Annotated in this window: 16 protein-coding genes; 13 read left to right on the forward strand and 3 right to left on the reverse strand. The window is 66.7% G+C overall.

What is annotated here, in order from left to right; genetic code table 11:
* Positions 1-381: 381 nt before the first annotated feature.
* The 7 genes from ABLG96_RS11945 (at position 382) to ABLG96_RS11975 (ending at position 7,962) form a co-directional block, all read left to right on the forward strand.
* The gene (locus ABLG96_RS11945; RefSeq protein WP_353647614.1) at positions 382-2,145 is read left to right on the forward strand and encodes a DEAD/DEAH box helicase; all 1,764 of its coding nucleotides are present in this window, start codon (positions 382-384) and stop codon (positions 2,143-2,145) included.
* A gap of 59 nt (positions 2,146-2,204) precedes the next feature.
* Entirely contained in the window at positions 2,205-3,599 is a 1,395-nt protein-coding gene (locus ABLG96_RS11950; protein WP_353647615.1) for a hypothetical protein, read from the forward strand.
* Entirely contained in the window at positions 3,596-4,513 is a 918-nt protein-coding gene (locus tag ABLG96_RS11955) for an alpha/beta fold hydrolase (RefSeq protein ID WP_353647616.1), read from the forward strand. Before ABLG96_RS11950 ends, ABLG96_RS11955 begins: the two co-directional genes overlap by 4 nt.
* On the forward strand, positions 4,495-5,337 hold the full coding sequence (locus ABLG96_RS11960; protein ID WP_353647617.1) for an enoyl-CoA hydratase-related protein: 843 nt from the start codon (positions 4,495-4,497) through the stop codon (positions 5,335-5,337). The genes ABLG96_RS11955 and ABLG96_RS11960 overlap by 19 nt, the downstream gene beginning before the upstream one ends.
* Before the next feature lie 597 nt (positions 5,338-5,934).
* Complete coding sequence (locus ABLG96_RS11965) at positions 5,935-7,278, forward strand: DUF222 domain-containing protein (protein WP_353647618.1); 1,344 nt, start codon at positions 5,935-5,937, stop codon at positions 7,276-7,278.
* An 80-nt stretch (positions 7,279-7,358) separates the two neighbouring features.
* The gene (locus ABLG96_RS11970) at positions 7,359-7,490 is read left to right on the forward strand and encodes a hypothetical protein (RefSeq protein ID WP_353647619.1); all 132 of its coding nucleotides are present in this window, start codon (positions 7,359-7,361) and stop codon (positions 7,488-7,490) included.
* A 112-nt stretch (positions 7,491-7,602) separates the two neighbouring features.
* On the forward strand, positions 7,603-7,962 hold the full coding sequence (locus ABLG96_RS11975) for a hypothetical protein (RefSeq protein WP_353647620.1): 360 nt from the start codon (positions 7,603-7,605) through the stop codon (positions 7,960-7,962).
* A 156-nt stretch (positions 7,963-8,118) separates the two neighbouring features.
* Here the strand turns inward: ABLG96_RS11975 and ABLG96_RS11980 are convergent, their stop codons facing one another.
* A complete protein-coding gene (locus tag ABLG96_RS11980) occupies positions 8,119-8,313 on the reverse strand; it encodes a hypothetical protein (RefSeq protein WP_353647621.1) in 195 nt (64 codons plus the stop codon).
* Positions 8,314-8,508: 195 nt separating this feature from the next.
* Here ABLG96_RS11980 and ABLG96_RS11985 point away from each other — a divergent pair, with 195 nt between their 5' ends.
* The 5 genes from ABLG96_RS11985 (at position 8,509) to ABLG96_RS12005 (ending at position 14,029) form a co-directional block, all read left to right on the forward strand.
* Complete coding sequence (locus tag ABLG96_RS11985) at positions 8,509-9,762, forward strand: IS701 family transposase (RefSeq protein WP_353651478.1); 1,254 nt, start codon at positions 8,509-8,511, stop codon at positions 9,760-9,762.
* Positions 9,763-9,812: 50 nt separating this feature from the next.
* Complete coding sequence (locus ABLG96_RS11990; protein ID WP_353647450.1) at positions 9,813-10,901, forward strand: IS630 family transposase; 1,089 nt, start codon at positions 9,813-9,815, stop codon at positions 10,899-10,901.
* Positions 10,902-11,665: 764 nt separating this feature from the next.
* On the forward strand, positions 11,666-12,643 hold the full coding sequence (locus ABLG96_RS11995) for a hypothetical protein (RefSeq protein ID WP_353647622.1): 978 nt from the start codon (positions 11,666-11,668) through the stop codon (positions 12,641-12,643).
* Positions 12,640-13,212, forward strand: coding sequence for a hypothetical protein (locus ABLG96_RS12000; RefSeq protein ID WP_353647623.1), 573 nt, complete (start codon positions 12,640-12,642; stop codon positions 13,210-13,212). The genes ABLG96_RS11995 and ABLG96_RS12000 overlap by 4 nt, the downstream gene beginning before the upstream one ends.
* 127 nt (positions 13,213-13,339) lie before the next feature.
* Positions 13,340-14,029 carry a trypsin-like serine protease gene (locus tag ABLG96_RS12005; RefSeq protein WP_353651479.1) on the forward strand — a complete coding sequence of 230 codons (690 nt, stop codon included), beginning with the start codon at positions 13,340-13,342 and terminating at the stop codon, positions 14,027-14,029.
* Positions 14,030-14,639: 610 nt separating this feature from the next.
* On the opposite strand, the gene ABLG96_RS12010 is transcribed toward ABLG96_RS12005, so the two are convergent.
* Together ABLG96_RS12010 and ABLG96_RS12015 are read right to left on the reverse strand one after the other, a co-directional pair.
* The gene (locus ABLG96_RS12010; protein WP_353647624.1) at positions 14,640-15,125 is read right to left on the reverse strand and encodes a hypothetical protein; all 486 of its coding nucleotides are present in this window, start codon (positions 15,123-15,125) and stop codon (positions 14,640-14,642) included.
* Positions 15,122-15,979, reverse strand: a complete 858-nt coding sequence (locus ABLG96_RS12015) for a PHP domain-containing protein (protein ID WP_353647625.1) — start codon at positions 15,977-15,979, stop codon at positions 15,122-15,124. The genes ABLG96_RS12010 and ABLG96_RS12015 overlap by 4 nt, the downstream gene beginning before the upstream one ends.
* Before the next feature lie 161 nt (positions 15,980-16,140).
* Here ABLG96_RS12015 and ABLG96_RS12020 point away from each other — a divergent pair, with 161 nt between their 5' ends.
* Positions 16,141-17,220: a magnesium and cobalt transport protein CorA gene (locus ABLG96_RS12020; protein ID WP_353647626.1), complete on the forward strand. Its 1,080-nt coding sequence runs from the start codon at positions 16,141-16,143 to the stop codon at positions 17,218-17,220.
* Positions 17,221-17,239 lie beyond the last annotated feature (19 nt).

Genomic DNA, 17,239 nt, shown 5'->3' on the forward strand with positions numbered 1-17,239 from the left:
TGTGCGATCACCCTCCGTTGTTCCCTCGGCGTGCTGCATCATCTGCGACTCTGCGGGCTGACCCGAAGGCACCCACTCCGCGCCGGACCCGCCGCGAACGCGGTTCCGTCCTGCAGCGTAGTTCCACCGGGTAGACTGGGGCCCGCGGTGACTGGCCGCCGGTGCTTCACCGGTGAGTCCGCCGCAGGCCTCTCACAAGTCTGCGGGTGTCATCGCCGGGCGGCGGACACCATCTCCCGCCTCCCACGACAGTGTGCGCGCGACGCCACCGGGGCAGTGTCCCGGTCCTGCCACGAGATCTCCGCCGGTTCCCCCGGTCGGCCCTCCCAGCCGTTCGCGTGCGAGAGATGCTCACACCAGGCTTGGAGGCCTCAGCACCACATGACCGATCAGCACACCGCAGATCACGACACCCACCCGACCCCGACCGACGTCACCGCCCTCGAGGTGACGATCGCTCCGGAGGACATCGCGGAATCCCACCCGCTCCTCGCCGATGCGCCGGTCGCGCCGCAGGCGCCCACCTTCGCCGACCTGCAGGTCGACCCGCGCATCGTGCAGGCCCTCACCGAGGCCGGCATCGAACGCACCTTCGCCATCCAGGCGCTCACCCTCCCGGTTGCCCTGGTCGGATCCGACCTCATCGGTCAGGCCCGCACCGGAATGGGCAAGACCCTGGGCTTCGGCGTCCCGCTGCTGCACCGGCTCGCCGCCGCCGACAAGCGTCGCGACGAGCCGGACGCACCACTCACCCGCGGTCGCGCCCCGCGCGCGCTGGTGATGGTGCCCACCCGCGAACTCTGCGTCCAGGTCACCCGCGACCTGCACGACGCGGCCAAGCACCTCGGACTGGTCGTCACGGCCGTCTACGGCGGCCGCGCCTACGAGCCGCAGATTGCCGCGCTGCAGGCCGGCGTCGACGTCGTGGTCGGCACTCCCGGCCGCCTGCTCGACCTGGCCAAGGGCGGCCACCTCGTCCTCGGTGCCGCATCGATCCTGGTGCTGGACGAGGCCGACGAGATGCTCGACCTCGGCTTCCTGCCCGACATCGAGCAGGTGCTCGGGATGGTCCCCGACGTCAAGCAGACAATGCTGTTCTCCGCGACGATGCCCGGCCCGATCATCACCCTGGCCCGGTCGTTCATGCGCCAGCCGCTGCACATCCGCGCCGAGGAACCCGACGAGGGTGCCACCCACACCAGCACGAAGCAGTTCGTCTACCGAGCGCACGCGATGGACAAGGTCGAGTTGCTGAGCCGCGTGCTGCAGGCCGAGGGCCGCGGCCTGACGATGGTGTTCACCCGGACCAAGCGCACCGCACAGAAGGTGTCCGACGAGCTCGAGGAGCGCGGCTTCGCAGCCGCTGCCGTGCACGGTGATCTGGGCCAGGGCGCGCGGGAACAGGCGCTGCGCGCGTTCCGTGCCGGCAAGGTCGACGTGCTGGTCGCCACCGACGTGGCCGCTCGCGGCATCGACGTCGACGACGTCACCCACGTCATCAACTACCAGTGCCCGGACGACGAGAAGACCTACATCCACCGGATCGGCCGCACCGGCCGCGCGGGCAAGACCGGCGTCGCCGTGTCGCTCGTCGACTGGGACGACATCCCCAAGTGGCAGTTCATCGACAAGGCCCTCAACCTGGGCAACCCGGACCCGCAGGAGACCTACTCCTCCTCCGCGCACCTGCGCAGCGATCTCGGCATCGCCGATTCGGTCACCGGGCGCCTCCCCCGGGCCCAGCGCACCCGCGCAGGCCTCGATGCGGAGACCCTGGAGGACGTCGGTGAGACCGGCGGCAAGAAGGCCGGCCGCGTCTCCAGGACCCGTTCCGCAGGGGCCGGCCGCGACGGCGGCTCCGACAACGGCCGTTCGGCGGCCGGCCGCGAGAGCGGTACCCGCTCCCGCACCCGGGGCGGCGACCGCGCGGCGACCCCAGAAGGCGAGCGGACACCCGACCGCGCCGCTGAGCACATCTCCGACCACGGCCCGGACACGTCCGTCGGTGACGCGGCCGCCACCCGTCCGCGGCGCAAGCGCCGGCGACGTACCCGCAGCGGCGCAGCCGTGGACGCATCGTCCGGTGGAGCGCCCGCCGGTGGTGCCGGCAACGACACCGCCGCCGGCAGCAGCGACGCCAGCTGATCTCCGGGCACGGCGCGAGCCCTGACGGACCACCTCCGGACCGTCGGTAAGCTCGCGCTGTGCCCGTCCAGACCACCGCCACTACGTTCGGCCGACGCCGTCGCCGGGACCTGCTCATCGCACTGGTGATCGCGGTCGTCGCCGGGACGGTCGCCGCCACGATCTATCTGACGAGCGACATCCGGGCGGTCACCTCCAACGAGGCACCGCACACCGCGCTGCCGAAGAACGCTGCGAGCGCACCGACTTCCCTGAAGCCGCTCTGGATGCAGCCCGGCGACGGGACGCTGGGTGCGGTGGCCTCGGCCCGGGGTGTCGTGGTGACCGCCGACGAGCACGGTCTGATCGGCCGCGATCCGGCCACCGGAACACAGCGCTGGGTCTACTCCCGCTCGAACCGCGACCTGTGTGCGGTGTACTCCAGCGACGTCACTGCGGGGACCGAGAGCTCGGCCGGTCCGGGCGTGCGCGGGATCATCGCGATCTATCGGCACGGCAACCGCTGTCAGGAGGTCGTCACCCTGGATCCGCGCACCGGCGACCGCGTCTACCAGCGCACCATGCCCGGCGAGCTCGACGGCGAGATGATCAGCGGCGGCCCCTACGCCGGTTGGCTGGGGCACGACCTGCTGGATCTGTGGCGCTTCGATCTGTACCGGACCTACCAGTACGGCAACCAACCGGCCTCCCCCGAATCCAACTCCGGGCACACCGGCTGCACGTTCCTGGACGCAGCCGTCACCGACGAACAGTTCGCCACCGTCGAGAACTGCCCGCAGACCAGCCCGACGCTGCGGCTGGTGATGAACTGGGCCGACCCCGGCGCCCAGAACCACGACGGCTGGTCGTCGTGGCGCAGTGCACCACGCACCGACATCGATACCGGTGCCACCGCTGCCAGGATCCTCGGCATCACCGCCGACCGGGTCGCCGTGCTGGTCAACGCCCCCGTCACCGCACTGGTCGTCTACGACGCCGACGGATCCGTCGTCTCCCGCACCCCGACGACCGCCCCCGCCGGCGCCTTCGACACCACCGGACCCACCCCCCGCACCACCCTCGACGACGTCCAGTACGCGCTGCTCGGCACCACCCTGATGGCCCTCACCACCGCAAACCGCACCGTCAAGGTGACCACCACCCCGACCACCGCCGACCTGCTGCCCACCGGCTCCAGCAGCGCCGCACCCACCGTCACCGACGAAGAACGCGACACCCCCGCGCTGGCCTGGCAACACCCCGGCGTCATCGGACTGCCCGGCGCGGTCAGCGGGAACGTGCTGATCCCCACCGCGACCGGGATCGACGTCGCCAACCGCATCGAAGGAACCACCGTGCGCAACCTGACAGTGTCCCGCCCGGCCAACCCGGAGCGCGTGGACCTGCGAGTCATCGGCAGCAACCTCGTCGAACTGCGGGGCGACCAGGTCGCCGTCTACGGCATCGTCCGATGAACCCATCTGTGGGCGCCGCCTCGCGGCAACTGACCGTCCACCACGCCACTCGCCGGGAACTGGTGGCTGCCGGCAGCACGTTGGTCGTCCTGGACACCGGTGTTCCGCACGGTGCGGGAAGACCCGCCGACGATATCGGCGAGCACACAACCGTGATCATGGTGCCCGGCTACACCGGTGCCAAGGAGGACTTCGCCCCGCTGCTGGATCCATTGGCGGACAACGGCTTCCGGGCCGTCGCGGTGGATCTGCCTGGACAGTTCGAGTCCGCCGGCCCGGCCGACGAAGTGGGTTACGGGATCGACGAACTGGGTGCCGTCGTGCACGCGCTGGTGCAGCTCCTACCCGGTCCGGTGGTGCTGCTGGGCCACTCGTTCGGCGGGCTGGTGGTCAGAGCCGCTGTGCTGGCCGGCGCCCAGGTCCAGGGACTCGTGCTGTTCTCATCCGGCCCCGCCGCACTGCCACCGGGACCGCGCTCGACCCTGATCACCGCCGCCGCGCCCGTCCTGCGGGCCAGGGGGACGGCCTTCACGTGGGAGCTGCAGCAGCAGATGCTGGCCGCCAACGGCGGCGCCCGTGACGAAGCCCCCACCGACCTCGCCTCCTACTTCCGGCAGCGCTTCGTGTCCTCGTCCCCGGCCGGGTTGCTCGGAATGGGATCGGCACTGCTGGGCGAACGAGACCGGACCGACGAGCTCGCGGCTGTGCTCGAGCGACACAACACGCCGGTGCTGGTGGTGTCCGGCGAAGCCGACGACGCGTGGGGACTGGACCTGCAGGCAGACATGGCCCGACGGTTGGGCACCGCATTGGTGCCGATCCCCGGCGCCGCGCACTCCGCGGCCGTCGAGGCCCCGGATGCCCTGCTGCACGTCCTGCTGCGTCAGTTGAAGCGTTGGTCGGCCGACTCGTGACCCCGGCGGCGGGGCTGATTCCCGCGGGACACCAGGTGGTCGCCGACGGCGCCGTCCTGCTGGACCGCACGGACCGCGTGTTGACGGTCACGCTCAACCGCCCGACCAAGCTCAATGCCTTCAGCCCGGCGATGTTCACGTCCCTCGAGCTGCTGAGCGAGGCGCTCCATCAGGACCCGACCGTGCGGGTGGTGGTGTTCCGCGGTGCGGGAGGGCGTGCGCTGGCGGCCGGCGCCGACATCGGCGCCTTTTTCCACTTCACGGGTACCGACGACGCCGTCGCCTATGAGGCCGGCGTGGTCCGGGCGCTGGGCGGCATCGAGCGGGTCCCGCAGGTGACGCTGGCAGTGGTCGAGGGCTTGGCCGTCGGCGGCGGTCTGGCCTTGGCAACGGCCTGCGACCTGCGGGTGGTGACCCCGGATGCCCGGTTGGGCTACCCGATCGCCGCGACCCTGGGGAACACCCTGTCGGCGGCCGTCCTGCGCCGCTGCATCGCGGTGTTCGGCGACTCCCTGGTCCGTGAGATGTTGCTCACCGCAACGCTGTTGGACGCCGGGCGGGCGTACAGCAGCGGTGCGGTGATGGCGGTCCTGGAGCGCGAGGGCCTCGATGCCGCAGTGACCGCACTCGCCGAACGGGTCGCCGGCCTCGCGCCCACCACCCAGCTCGCGACGAAACGAATCCTCGGCCTGCTCGATGCCGGCGGTGTTGTCGATGACGAGCAGATCATCCGGAATGCGTACGGCAGCAACGACTTCGGCGGGGCCGTGCGATCTTTTTTGGGCAAGCAGCCTCCGACGTTCTCCCCCGAGCTCCCGCTCTGACGAAGCCCTCGGCTCCTGCGTCGCCTGACCACCGCACCCTCCGCCGATCGAGCGAGGGAGGGACGACTGAGTCGAGATCCGTTGGCGCATACCGCACTCTTCGGTGATCGAGCGAGGGAGGAACGACCGAGTCGAGATACCGTTGCCGCACCGTAGGTCCCGGCGCGCGGCAGTGGCTGCGGCAGCAGGGTCTACCGCCTCATCGCTCGGTACCGCACCCTTCGCTGATCAAGCACACGAAGAAGGAGCGCGTCGGGATCCCGTTGCCGTGCACGAGCTCCGGGCGCCTACACCGCTCAATCACCACACCCTCCGGCGATCGAGCAAGCGACGAAGGAGCGCGTCGAGATCCCGTCACGTCGGGACCGGGTGTGGGTCAGGAACTCACCAACCACTACCGGACCACCGCACCCTTCGCCGATCGAGCGAGGGAGGAACGACCGAGTCGAGATCCCGTCACGTCAAGACCCGGTGCGAATCACGACCTGGCCGCCCCTCCGGATCCATCGACATCGTGACCGGATCGTGACCGACGTCCCTGTCCCACAGACACTTCCAGAAGGCCGACTGTCGGACCCCCTGAGTAACGTCGTACCCATGAACAGCACCGGCGGGGCGATCGTCGCCGACACCCGCGCACACATCGCGACGCTGGCCGCCGAGCTGAAGACCCTGCACAGCAGCATCTTCCAGTGCCCATCCGCCGAGCTGGGTGTGTTCCTCGCTGAGCTCGCCGAAATCCGCGCGTTGGCCGGCGCCGCCAGCGTGATCGTCACCGCCGACGCCGAGACCCGCGGCGCGGTGGAGGCCTCCCAGTCGGCGTCGACCCGCGGCTGGGTGGCCGAACACGGCTGGCACTCCCGCCGCGAAGCCAGCACCATCGCCAAAGCCGCGCACATCCTCCGCCGACCCGACCTCGCCGAGATCGCCGACTCCATCCGCACCGCCGACCTCGACCTCACCACCGCAGTCGTCGTGCAGGGCGAGTACGACAAACTCGTCCCGGAGCTGCTGCCGGACGCGCCCCCGATCGTGTTGAAACACCTGGTCAACCACGGCGCTGAGTACGGCCCCCGCGGTGTCCGTGAGTTGCGGCAGTGGATCCTCGCGCACCACGGCAAGCCCGACGAGTTCGCGAACTTCCAGGAACGCTGCCGCCGCCACATCTCCCTCTCCTCGCCCACCGAGACGTCGACCGGATTGCACGAATACCGGCTCGTCGTCGACAACGAAGGCCTCAGCATCCTGGAAGCCGCCATCCAAACCCTCGCCGCGCCACGCCCAGATGCAGTCACCGGCGAACGGGACAGCCGGCCCACCGACCGGCGCCGCGGCCAAGCAGTCATCGAAGCACTGCGCCGGTCCGTCCTCGCCCAAGGCCAAGGCGTCACCGCAGCACCCACCGCGATCGTGCACGTCACCATGAATCTCGACGACCTGCAGCAACGCACCGGAGCCGGCACCTGCATCAGCACGATCGCCGACGGCACCCTGCTGGCACCCGACACCGTCCGCAAGATCGCCTGCGACGCCGGGATCATCCCCACCGTCCTCGGATCCGACGGCGCCGTCCTCGACTGCGGCACAGAGAAACGGCTGTTCACCCTCCCCCAGAAACGCTTGCTGTGGCAGCGGGACCGGCACTGCACCTTCCCCGGCTGCGACATCCCAGCCCACTGGACAGACGCCCACCACCTGGTGCACTGGATCGACGGCGGACCCACCGACCTCAACAACGCAGCCCTGCTCTGCCGGGCCCACCACACCTTCGTCCACCGCGACGAACTTCACGGAAAAGTCGCTGCAGGACAGGTGGTGTGGGACCAACGACCTGGTTCGTACCGACCGACACCACGCCCCCGCCGAGTCCAGACACCCATCCCACCCGGCCCTCTCTTACTCCGACAGCGATCCGCACCCACACCACCCCTGCGCACCTGAGTGACAACCACCCGCCGATCCGGCGCGGTCTCGTCGCGCCTCACCCCTCGGCCTGCTCGACCAACGCGGACTATGAGCACATGCGCGTGCGCTCCGCTGTGGTCTACGCGGGGCTGCGGTGCGAAAAGACGGACTCCGAGGACGACGCCGCGGCACTTCGTACGGCGATCTACGAGTTCCGCTCCTTCGAGCTCGGCCGAACCAATGTCTGACCGCCTGTTCCGCTGCTGCCGGTGCTGCCCTGGCGATGACCCGGAGTTCCACGCGGAGAACGGGATCGACACCCACGGTGTCCGGTGCAACAGGTGCCAGCCCGATCCGTCGGTGGATCTGCTGGCGGAGATCGCCGAGAAGGACGCCGCGATCGCGCGGCTGCGCGCCGAGCTGGCCGACACCGGCAAGGTCATCGGCTACATGCTGTACGCCGACCTGCGGTTCGGAAAGGCAACCTTCGTTCGGCAGTCCCTCACCAAGCAGTTCTGCTCGCTGGTTGGCGACGTTGCTCGTGACTCGTCCACGACACCGGAGGACGTGGAGATCAAGCTGTTCAAGCTCGGACAAAGGATCAGCTCGTACACCGTCTGGTTGGAGCAGGAGCTCCGAGTCACACGGGAGCTTGCGGGCCGGACGGCACCGCGTGAGGACGTACCCAGGGCCATCGACCGGTCGAAAGGGCGTCTCTAGACGCAGGAGCCGGCCTGCTCTCAGATCCGGATGTGTACAACGAGAGCCAGCAGCTTGCCGGCCGACCGCTTGGTGCCAGCGGCATAGCTGGGCAGCTCCACTGTCGATGGCCGGGTGGGTGTTGCCGGGGCGAACCCGAGCTCACCCGATCAAGGATCAGGCTGCGACAGCCGGAGCGGTGCCGGCGGCAGCCAGTCGGGCGGACACCTCGATCCAGCGGGCCACAGTGCGCATCTGCTTGGCGAGCGGCGAGACATCCTGCGCGAAGTGAGTCTTGCTGGTGTCCTTTTCTGCATCGGCGATCTCGAGGATCAGGTCGCCAAGTTCCTTCGCTGTCTCCGGCTGCACCATCTGCATCTGGACCCTCAGGATCAGCTTTCCGGCCAGCTAGTACTACAGCCGTAGATCGAGGTTTTGGGCGTGTTGTCGCAGGTCGGGGCGGCCAGCGCGTGATCATGGTTGGTTGTGAAGACAAACAAGAACGTCGCGCTGGCCGCGGCTCACAGGATAGAGCCTGACCGGTGGTGGGACGGGTTCGGCGCGCTGTTGGACCGCGTCCGGCCGCGGTTCGCGCGGTACGAGTCGGCCCGGCATGCTGGTGCGTTGATGCTCGGGTTGTTGTCCGGTCTGGACCGGAAGAACTGTTGGACGATCGCTGAGCATCGAGGTGATGTTTCCCCGGATGGGTTGCAGCACTTGCTTTCCCGTGCGAAGTGGGATGCTGACGCGGTCCGCGATGATCTGCGCCACTATGTGGTTGAGGAGTTCGGTGACCCGGACGGTGTCCTGATCGTTGATGAAACCGGCGATGTGAAGAAGGGCGTGCACACGGTCGGCGCGCAGCGGCAGTACACCGGAACTGCAGGCCGGATCGAGAACGCTCAGGTCGCGGTGTACCTGACCTACGCGGCCCCTCGCGGGCATGCGTTGATCGATCGGGCGCTGTATCTGCCCAGGTCCTGGACCGATGACCCCGTCCGGATGGCCAGCGCCGGTGTCCCGGATGGTGTCGGGTTCGCGACCAAACCGGCACTGGCCCTGCAGATGATCCTGTCGGCAGTAAAGGCTGGCGTCCCGGCGCGGTTCGTCGCCGGCGACGAGGTGTACGGCAACGACTCCAAACTTCGTGCAGCGCTCACCGACACAGCCATGGGCTACGTGCTGGCCGTCGCGTGTGATCACCGGGTACCGACCCAGGGCGGAGCTGTCCGCGCTGATGCGTTGACCGGGACGCTGCCCGCGCAGTCGTGGCAGAAGATGTCAGCCGGCGCGGGAACCAAGGGTCCGCGGTTCTACTCGTGGGCGCTCATCCGGATACCCGGTGATCAGCCTGGCCTGCACTGGTTGCTGCTGCACCGCAACGATTCCACCGGCGAGATGGCCTACTACCGCTGTCACTCACCGCGACCGGTCCCGCTGGCCACCCTGGTCCGGGTCGCAGGGCAACGATGGAAGATCGAAGAATCGTTCCAGACCGCCAAAGGGCAAGCCGGACTCGATGAACACCAGGTCCGGCGGTGGTGTTCCTGGCACCGCTGGAGCACCCTGGCGATGCTCGCGATGGCGTTCCTTGCCGTCACCACCGCTGCCGAGAAAGACCGCCAACCCGCACCAACCGGACTGATCGATCTCACCCTGAACGAGCTGCGAAAACTCTTCGACACCCTCACAGTCGGAGCGATCGCGACCCGCGAGCACGTCCTGCACTGGTCAATCTGGCGACGGAAACACCAAGCCACCGCCCGATACCACCACTATCGCCGCAGATCAGAGCACTACAAGATCGATCTACGGCTGTAGTACTAGTGTCCTGCGCCAGTAATCCGTTGTCAGCGGGTAGAATTTGGGGTATGACGAGGGGTCGCCCGATGGCGCTGCTGGAGTTGACCGGGGAAGAGTCTGAGCAGTTGCGGCGGTGGGCTCGGCGGGCGAAGTCTTCGCAGGCTCTGGCGTTGCGCTCGCGGATCGTGTTGGCCTGCGCATCTGGGCTGAACAACACTGAAGTGGCTGCGCAGGAGCGGGTTGCCAAGCCCACGGTGGGCAAGTGGCGGGCTCGGTTCGTCGAGTCCCGGCTGGACGGTTTGGTGGACGACCCCAGGCCCGGCAAGCCGCCCACGATCACCGCCGAGCAGATCGAGGACGTCGTGGTCGCCACCTTGGAGTCCACCCCCAAGCATGCCACCCACTGGTCGAGGTCGAAGATGGCCGAACGTTCGGGTCTGTCGAAGTCGACGATCGGGCGGATCTGGAAGGCGTTCGAGCTCAAACCACACCGCGCCGACGGGTTCAAACTGTCCAACGACCCGCAATTCGTCGCCAAGGTCTACGACGTCATCGGTCTGTATCTGAACCCGCCGGAGGCTGCGGTGGTGCTGTGCGTGGACGAGAAATCGCAGGTCCAGGCCCTGGGCAGGTCGCAACCGGCGTTCCCGATGATGCCCGACATGCCCGAGAAACGCACCCATGACTACGTTCGCAACGGCACTACGAGCCTGTTCGCGGCGTTCAACACCGCAGACGGCACCGTCATCTCCAGCCTGCACCGTCGGCACCGAACCATCGAGTTCAAGAAGTTCCTCACCAAGATCGACGCCGAAGTGCCGGCAGATCTGGCCGTGCACCTGGTCTGCGACAACTACGGCACGCACAAGTCGCCGGCGATCAAAACTTGGCTCACCGAGCATCCAAGGTTCCACATGCACTACACCCCAACCTATTCCAGCTGGATCAATCAGGTCGAACGCTTCTTCGCCTACGTCACCGGGGACCTGCTGCAACGCAGCCACCACGACACCGTTGCGCAACTGGAAGCCGACATCCGCACCTGGATCAAGGATTGGAACACCAAACCCAGACCGTTCATCTGGACCAAAAGCGCCGACGAGATCCTCAACTCCCTCGGACGGCTATTGCAACGCATTACTGGCGCGGGACACTAGGCGCGGGCGCAGGTGCCGTTATAGAAGGACTGGAACGGCTGCGCGGTGGCCGTGCGGATCGCTCTGATGATGGAAACAGCGGGGCTCGCGATCGTGATGGCCGGTACGTGCGCGGCAAGCCTCACGCCCCCGACCACAGAACGTCGCGAGCGCTGAGATTGAAACCGGTCTGCTGCTGGACCAGGGCGTGCAGCCATCTCGGCATCGACCGAACCGGCGATCAGGGCTCGAGGACCCCGGGTAGTACCGGGCATCAGATGATCGTGCCGACAAGACCCGTGGGTCGCTCGGCCCCCGGGCAACGCGACCGCACCAGTCCACGCCAGCACCTGATGCATAGGCCTCCGACTGCCCCAGATTCGAAGCGTCACCGATGCCGCGCAGCACTCTCGATGCTTGCCTAACACAGTCGCACCAAATCGGGTGGCCGTTCTTCCATCGCGGTAGTTGTCTGTGGTACCTTCTCGCCGTCGCAATGGGCGCGGCGCCAACGACGGGGGATGTGCGGCGTGATCGAATCATCGAGTAACAGGGGATTTGCCGGAGCTGGCCGATCGGGTAGATGGTCGAGAGGGGCGGCTATTGTATTTTCATCGGCCGCCGTGCTTGGCATTTCTACACTCGTCACAAATCCTGCCGACGCGGTCACCCCATCAGGTTTGGCGCAGGTCGCACTGGGATCTGCAACTCCAACATACCAGGACGCAGCCGGGGCCACTCGACAAAATAGCGTCACCCTCTACGCGTGGCCGTCGGAACCGGTGATGAACTCACTGAAGGTCGGTGATACCTTCAAGTTGCAGCCGATAATTTCAGTGCCCGTTGACGCCGACGGCTCATACTCGCTAGCAATCACAGACTTCGATCGCCTGACCACGTCAGCCGGACGAAACGGGGTCATGAACGTTGAGACAATGGACGAGTCCGGCAAGGAAGCGCCCTTTTCGTTCTCCATGGGCTTGGAAATGAACAGCGCTGGTCGGGCCGTCGGATTGAATTCAATCAACGGCCTTCCCTCGGCGCGGGCGCTGACCGTCCCCAGCACAGATAATACGAGTCATGCTTCTTCCGAGCCCACTGCATCTGGCGCAGCGGTGGCGACGACCAGTGCCGCACCGAAAACTTGCTCCTCAAAGGTAGTTCAGGACTACGGAGCGAGGCTCGCAGCAGTTGGCGAACGGTACACCACCGGTCCGGTAGTTGCTAACACAGATTTCCAGTACGTCCAGGGGGCCACCAGTGGCACTTCTGTTGGATTATCCTCGAGTGGCTCGTTCGGGACGTTCAAGGCTTCCGGTTCTACCACCGTGACAGCCACGTCTGAGGTCGATTTCACTACAAAGGACGTCTCGACCGTGGACCGCACATACTTCCACTGGCAAAAGTACTACGTCAATTGCTCCTACGAAGGAGGCGGCCCTGGCGGCGTCTATTACGAAACTCACTATGAAGCGCGTCCAACTTACGCTGGGGGCTCTTCGAGCGTCAGTGTTGGATTACCGTCCGGACAACGGTACTGTGTTCGCCAGGACAGCGGGTCCACTTTCATTCGCGATTCATCCACCGCAATTACTTGGTCCAATGGTGTCAATACTGGTCCGGCTTTCGGCCTGGACCTCTCGGTGACCACTGGGTATACCTCCAAGGCCAAGGTCAGTTTCAAGATGAAGCGAAATGGCCATATCTGCGGAACGAATGGCTTTCCGGGCGAAACACCGGCCCAGCTCATCTCAACTGGATGACGAACAGGACGAGTGGGAGGGGTCCCGTCCGCAACGGTGCCATCGGGGGCGTCCTCCTCCTGCTGATCGGCTTGCTTGACGGCTGTTCAGACCGACAGACCATCGAACTGGGTAGCCTGTTCGCGTTTGGGGACGGGCACTCGACGGTATGCATACCCGCGTTGCGTGACGCAACGGATGTTGCTTTCGGGTTTGATGCACTGAACAATACCGGTGACTCTCCTTTGTCTATCACTCATGTCGAGCTGGTCGATTCGGTAGGACTGAACGTCGCGGGGTCGTACGTCGTACCCCTGCCCCCACATGACGCTCTGATCGGCGTCAGCGCGGGTTGGCCACTCTCTGCGTCGCGCACTGCCGAAATTCCTGGTTGGGATTTGTCCAAGTACACCGACGGCGTCGTGCCAGCGGCCAACACAAGCGCTGACGTCTACAACCTGTTGATTCATTTGCAGATATCCGCAGCATTGCCTGCGACCTTTTCCGCGATGCGTATTGAATACACCTATCACGATGACAGCTTCTATCAGAACACTGCGGTCGGGTTGCGCGTTGCGGCAGAATGCTGAAGGAAGCGGTCGGCGACGTTCATGGCGACATGTCTTGAGCGTCGTCTTGATCATCGGAATCACCGGACTGTTGCCCAGTCGTAATATTGAACCTCCGTCTCATTTGCCGACGCGAACTCCAGGTTTGATGGCCTTGGTGAACCACAGTGCACCGCAGGACGACCTGTTCAGTGGCCAGTTTTGCGGCGCTGTCGCCGTTCGTCCGGAATTTGCAATCACCGCATCTCATTGCGTCGACCACCGGTCGGCATCCAGTATTGACGTGGTCTTGGGTGCGGATGACATCTGCCGAACCACAGACGGCGGACCTGTACCTGGTATCCGTATCCGTGTTGCAGAGATCCTCCCACATGCACCGGGTGCGTCATCGTCAGACCTGAGCCTGCTTCGCTTGGCCGTTCCAGTAAGCCCTTACAGCATTGCCTCGACGCTCACTGAAGCATCAGACAATCCTCCACAGCGAGGAACAGCAGCGGGTTGGGGACATTCGGCTATCAGTTACGCATACTCGTGCACCCTCAAGCGTTTCGACCTGCAACAGGATGCACCGAAAAATTGCGAGGACGGGCTCGAACGGTCGACGGCACTTCAGGCTTCTCTGCAGATCTCTCCTGATATTCCGCAATGGTGCGCGATAGCTCGCCCCGGTAGTGACAACACCTGCGTAGGTGATTCCGGAGGACCGGTATACACAACGGATGCGGATCCGCGAGTATTCGCAGTCGTCGATTGGGGCGTTGGATGCGGACCGCGCGATCCCGGGTATTATTCCTTCCTGCCGGACATCGACACGTGGATCGCGTTGTCGAGAAACTAACCACTCGCGCCGTCGAACGAAGAACGGGTTGGATGAAGTGTCGGCTACCCTTCGAGCGACCTGCGGACCGTTGCCGCGTGTGCCGTCGCTGTGCGCGGACTGCTCGGTTCCGACGCTCACTACTGCGCAGCATGTCCGGCAGCTCAGCAGCAGGAGCAGCACGGAGCCCCGGCCGATTCGTGCAACGTGGCCGACGGGGAACCACTCAACTGAAATGGGGCCAGCCACTCGGTAAATGAGAATGCAGCGCAGCACCCGACCGGGTTTCGTTCATCGGCGCTCTAATCCGTCAGTCGCGGACCCTCCCAACCGATGACGGCCACCGACGCTGCGCCTCGCAGCGGACCCTCTGTGTTCGGGACAGCCCACCGGATTTCGTCGACACTCACGCAGATGTTGTCCCCGCTCAGCTCGACGATCCGGGCGCGCTGCACCGTGGCGGCGTCCTCGGCAGCGGGCGGAATCCGGTGCCCCGTGTCTTGAAGCGACAGCAGTGACCAATAGAGGTCTCGACTGACCGTCGCTCGGCTCCGCAGACCCGGAGACACGCCACCCGAACTGTGTCCCGCGCGAGGTCGTCAGCTGAGACGCTCACCTCCGGTGACTCCACTCACCACCAGACGAGAAACAACACCCCGATCGCCGCGGCGATGACGAGCGTTGCTGCCGCCCAGCGCGCCGGAGGACCCAGTCGCCCGCGCACGGCGCGCAGCAGTTCAGCCACGGCCCCGACGCCCAGATGCACCGCCACGGCAGACCAGCCCGGTCCTCGCCCGGCCGTCACCAGAGCAGGCGCGACGAACTGCAGCACCAGCAGCACCAGGCCGGCCAGCAGCAGGCCGCCGCCCAGCAGCCCACTGATCATTTCGATGCCACGCAGGCCCCGCCCCGCGCGTTCGGGAGCACGCGGCTGTGGGTTGACGGCGTGACGCTCAGGCACCCGTCCGATGACCGTGGTCGGCTGCTCGTCCTGCGGCGACCGCCGTGCGCGGTGGTCGTGCGGGGCGGCGCTCGGCCCGCCCACGCCCGGCCCACCCACGCCCGGCCCGCCCACGCTCGGCAGCGGACGTGTCCCACCGTCGCCGGCGCTCGTCACGCGGTCACCAGCGGGGTCACCCCGGACGTCCGGGTGACCAGGACCTCGAGCGCGGCCGGGTCCGTGAGGTTCGCGCCGAGCTGGACCTTCTTGTTGGTGCCGTGGAAGTCGGAGCTCCCGGTGACGAGCAGGCCGAGTTCGGCCGCGATCCCCCGCAGTTCCGCGCGGTCGACGTCGTCGTGGTCCAGATGGTCCACTTCCAGACCGACCAGCCCCGCGGCGGCGAGCTCGGCGATCAGCTGCGGGGTCAGCGCCCGACCCTCACCCCGCCCCCGGGGATGCGCGACGACCGGCGCCCCACCGGCAGCGACGATCATCCGCACCGCGGGCAGCAGTTCGATGTCCAGCTTCGGCACGTAGTACGACCCGCGTCCGGCCAGATAACCGTCGAACGCCTCGTCCACCGACCCGACCACCCCGCTCTCGACCAGCGCGCGACCGATGTGCGGTCGCCCCACCGGCGCACCGGCCGCGATCGCCAGCACCTGTTCCTGGGTGATCGGCAGCCCGTCGGCCATCATCAGCTCGACCATCTGCAGACCACGCTGCAGCCGTTCCGCCCGGAGCCGCTCCTGCTCCCGGACGATCACCGGATCCAGCGGATCGAACAGGTACGCCAACAGGTGCACGCTGACGATGCTGCGGGGCACCGTCACGTAGGTCGAGAACTCGGCTCCGCGGACCAGCGTCAGGCCGGCCGGTAGGGCGGCAGCGGCCGCAGCCCAGCCGGCCGTCGTGTCGTGGTCGGTGAGCCCGATGACATCCAGGCCGGCCGCGGACGCCGCGGTCATCAGATCCGCAGGGGCGACGGTGCCGTCGGAGGCCAGGGAATGGGTGTGCAGATCGATGCGCATGGTGCTCCCACGCTACTGCGCCGGCGGAGCCGTCCGGGCGCGCACCACCGACGCCTGCGGAAGGGCGCGGCGCGCTCTTCCCGGACCGGTCGGCGTCAGAACCTCGTCAATATCTGCAGTGCCGACACCCGCCGGCGGCGCGGGCGGTCTACCGTGGCATCGTGCCCCGGCTTCCCTCGCTGCCACCGATCTTCCCGCACGGGCGTCCCCCCCAGAAGCCCGCTCCGACGCAGGTGGAACGAGTCCCCTCACTGGTGGACTGCGCTGCCTACGTCGACGGCCATCGGGTCGACAACTGTTCCGGTCTGTCGGCCACCTACGCCGCCGTCCAGGAGCACGGGAGTGGCTTCGCCTGGGTCGGGCTCCACGAGCCGAGCGCCGACGACATGGAAGAAGTGGCACAGGTCTTCGGCCTGCACCGGCTGGCCGTCGAGGACGCCGTGAACGCGCACCAGCGGCCCAAGTTGGAGCGCTACAAGCGCTACAGCGTGCTGGTGATCAAGACTGTCGAGTACGTCGATCACGAGTCGTCGACCACCGCCGTCGAGATCGTCAACACCGGCGAGATCCTGCTGCTCGTAGGTCCGGATTTCATCATCACCGTCCGGCACGGCAGGCACAGTGAACTCAAGGACATCCGGGCGTCCCTGGAGAAGGACCACGAACACCTCGCTCTCGGCCCGGCGGCCGTCGCGCACACCATCGCCGACCGGATCGTCGACCACTACCTGACGGTCATCGGCGAGGTCGAGGACGACGTCGACGAGATGGAGAGCCTGGTCTTCGACACCCGATCGCAGGTCCGGATCGAACAGATCTACCTGCTCAAGCGCGAGATCCTGGAACTGCGCCGCGCGGTGGTCCCGCTCGGGTTCGCCCTGGAACAGCTCATCGACGACGACTCGCCGCTCTTCCCGATGGCCGTCCGGGCGTACTTCCGTGACGTCGCCGACCATCTCAAGAGCGTCGTCGAGCAGGTCTGGACGTTCGATGAACTGCTCAACACCCTGGTCTCGGCGCGACTGGCCAACGTCACCACCCGGCAGAACGAGGACATGCGCAAGATCTCGGCGTGGGCTGCGATCGCCCTGGTGCCGACGGCGATCGCCGGGATCTACGGGATGAACTTCCAGCACATGCCCGAGCTGCACTGGACATTCGGCTATCCGATGGCGATCGGCCTGATCGTGTTGGTCTGCGTGCTGCTGTTCCGGATGCTGCGCAAGCGCGGTTGGCTCTGAGCAGCTTCCGGGCCGCAAT

The sequence above is a fragment of the Nakamurella sp. A5-74 genome (genome assembly GCF_040438885.1).
Classification (GTDB): domain Bacteria; phylum Actinomycetota; class Actinomycetes; order Mycobacteriales; family Nakamurellaceae; genus Nakamurella.